Genomic DNA, 1,887 nt, shown 5'->3' on the forward strand with positions numbered 1-1,887 from the left:
TTACTTTTTTGTTCATATCAAAAATTTTACCCAACTCCTCGATCTCGTCTCTCTGAAACGGCGCCCCAGATGAGCTAGGATAAAGTACATAGTCGGCGGCTTAAATATATTCTTTGGCTAGTTTGCCGTTTTCTGCAGTCATTGAACCAAGCCCTGGAGTGTCTATCCATGCAAGTCCGCTTAGCTTAAAGCCTTGTATTGAGCTAGTGCATTCAAGATTATTTGTTTTAAATTCCTCCTCATCAAGCTCTTCTAGTTTAGTTATTTTTTCCTCTTGCCCGGCCTCGTCGTATCTAAAAAATTCCGCCTTTTGCCCTTCGGCTCTATGCTTTGCTATAAAATTTCCAAGATAGCTTTTGCCAGCTTTTACTCTACCAAATATCATTACGATAAAGTGGTTTGCCAAGTCACTTCTAAATTTCTCTTGAGCTAGCATTTGTTTAAATTTATCTTCCCAGTCCTCTATACTATCTTTGCTACGGGAGACTATTTTATCAAACATTTTAGATAGCTCTTCATTTGTTTTTCTTAAATCATCATCTAAAGTAATATTGGATAGATCTTTTTTTAACTCATCAACAAATCCACTTAAAATTTGCCTTTTATTATCTAAACTAGAATTTATAACCTCTATTCTATCTAGCTCATTGTAAAATTTATACATAATTTCATTCGAGTGCATTTTTTAACTCCTGCAATCTTTTGATTTCGTTTCTAATCTCTTTATTTTTTTCTTCTAAACTTTTTAAGACCCTATTTTCAAAGCCTAAGCCATCAGGAGAAATTTCTATATCGTATTTATTCTGTATACGTTCTATTTCTCTATCTTTATATAGCTGAGCATCTATTTGCCTTTTCTTTTCTTCTGCCTCTTCTCTTTCTCTTTGTTCTTCTGCAAAACCTTTAATATTGGGCGATCTGGGCTTTGATGGAAACAATTCTTTTGAAATTTCCATTAAAATACGTGCAATAATTGTATAATACACTTCAAACCTTTAATTTTTTGACTTTATGCTATTTATGTTTTGGATCATTTGATTGATTTCAGACCATATTTTTTGACTTCTAGCTTTTTCATCGTCTATAGCTTTTGCAGTTTCTTCAATTTTTTGCTGAAGCAAATTTATAATCTCGCTATAAACCAATGATAAACGTTTTTTGCGTCTATATTTTACAACCTCGTCTTTACAAAGCTTCAATACCTGTTCTTTTATCTCTTCGACTCCGCTTTGTTTTGCCAAAACGGCTTTATTTTCTCGCATAGCTTTTATGTAGCTAACGGTTTTTGCGGTAAGTAAAATAGGGTCTAAACCGAATACCTCTTTTATCTGCTGAACAAATCTTTGTTTAGCTTTTTTTATCTCCTCATCGTTTAAAGACTCAATGTGATTCATTACAAATACCGTCTTGCCAATAAGCATCTGTGCCGTACAATACTTAGAAACCAGATTTTGCAAGTATTCCACCTCTTTTTTGCTAAGTTCGCCGTCATTTTGCGAATGAACAAATATATTTACGTCCGAGCTAATGACTGCCTCAAAGGCCAACTCATCGTCTTGGATTACAGCATTAAGTCCTGGCGTATCGGTATAAACAATGCCATTGAATTCATAACTTTTGTTTTCCGTAGTTTCTCTTTTATCTGCTACTTTAAACAAGGCATTATCATAGTTTTGCGTTAAGGCGTTTAAAAGAGAGCTCTTTCCATGATTATATAAACCGATACATACTACGTTTGGGTTCGCATTAAGCCCGGTTTCAAGCCTATTTGCAAACTTATAAAGCCATTTCAGCTTGTATTTGTTTTCCAGGGTATTTCCTCATTAAAAGATCATTTTGATTATAGCAAAAATAAAAAATAAAAAGTATATTTTTTAAAAAATAGTC

Annotated in this window: 3 protein-coding genes; all 3 read right to left on the minus strand. The window is 33.5% G+C overall.

Annotated features, from left to right (window positions below):
- Window positions 1-100: 100 nt before the first annotated feature.
- Genes Q0200_RS01410 through Q0200_RS01420 form a run of 3 tightly spaced genes read right to left on the minus strand, consistent with a single transcriptional unit; the run spans window position 101 to window position 1,811 of the window.
- Window positions 101-682 (minus strand): hypothetical protein, encoded by a 582-nt coding sequence (locus tag Q0200_RS01410; protein WP_297936902.1) that lies wholly within the window; start codon window positions 680-682, stop codon window positions 101-103.
- Entirely contained in the window at window positions 669-986 is a 318-nt protein-coding gene (locus tag Q0200_RS01415; protein ID WP_297936904.1) for a hypothetical protein, read from the minus strand. Before Q0200_RS01415 ends, Q0200_RS01410 begins: the two co-directional genes overlap by 14 nt.
- Window positions 987-995: 9 nt before the next feature.
- Complete coding sequence (locus tag Q0200_RS01420) at window positions 996-1,811, minus strand: GTPase (RefSeq protein ID WP_366118080.1); 816 nt, start codon at window positions 1,809-1,811, stop codon at window positions 996-998.
- Between the last annotated feature and the right edge of the window lie 76 nt (window positions 1,812-1,887).

Source organism: uncultured Campylobacter sp. (assembly GCF_938045225.1).
Taxonomy (GTDB): Bacteria; Campylobacterota; Campylobacteria; order Campylobacterales; family Campylobacteraceae; genus Campylobacter_A.

Bases quoted from the DNA above. Each gene is read 5' to 3' on its own strand.
- Q0200_RS01410 (WP_297936902.1), bottom strand. From the start codon at position 682: ATGCACTCGAATGAAATTATGTATAAATTTTACAATGAGCTAGATAGA.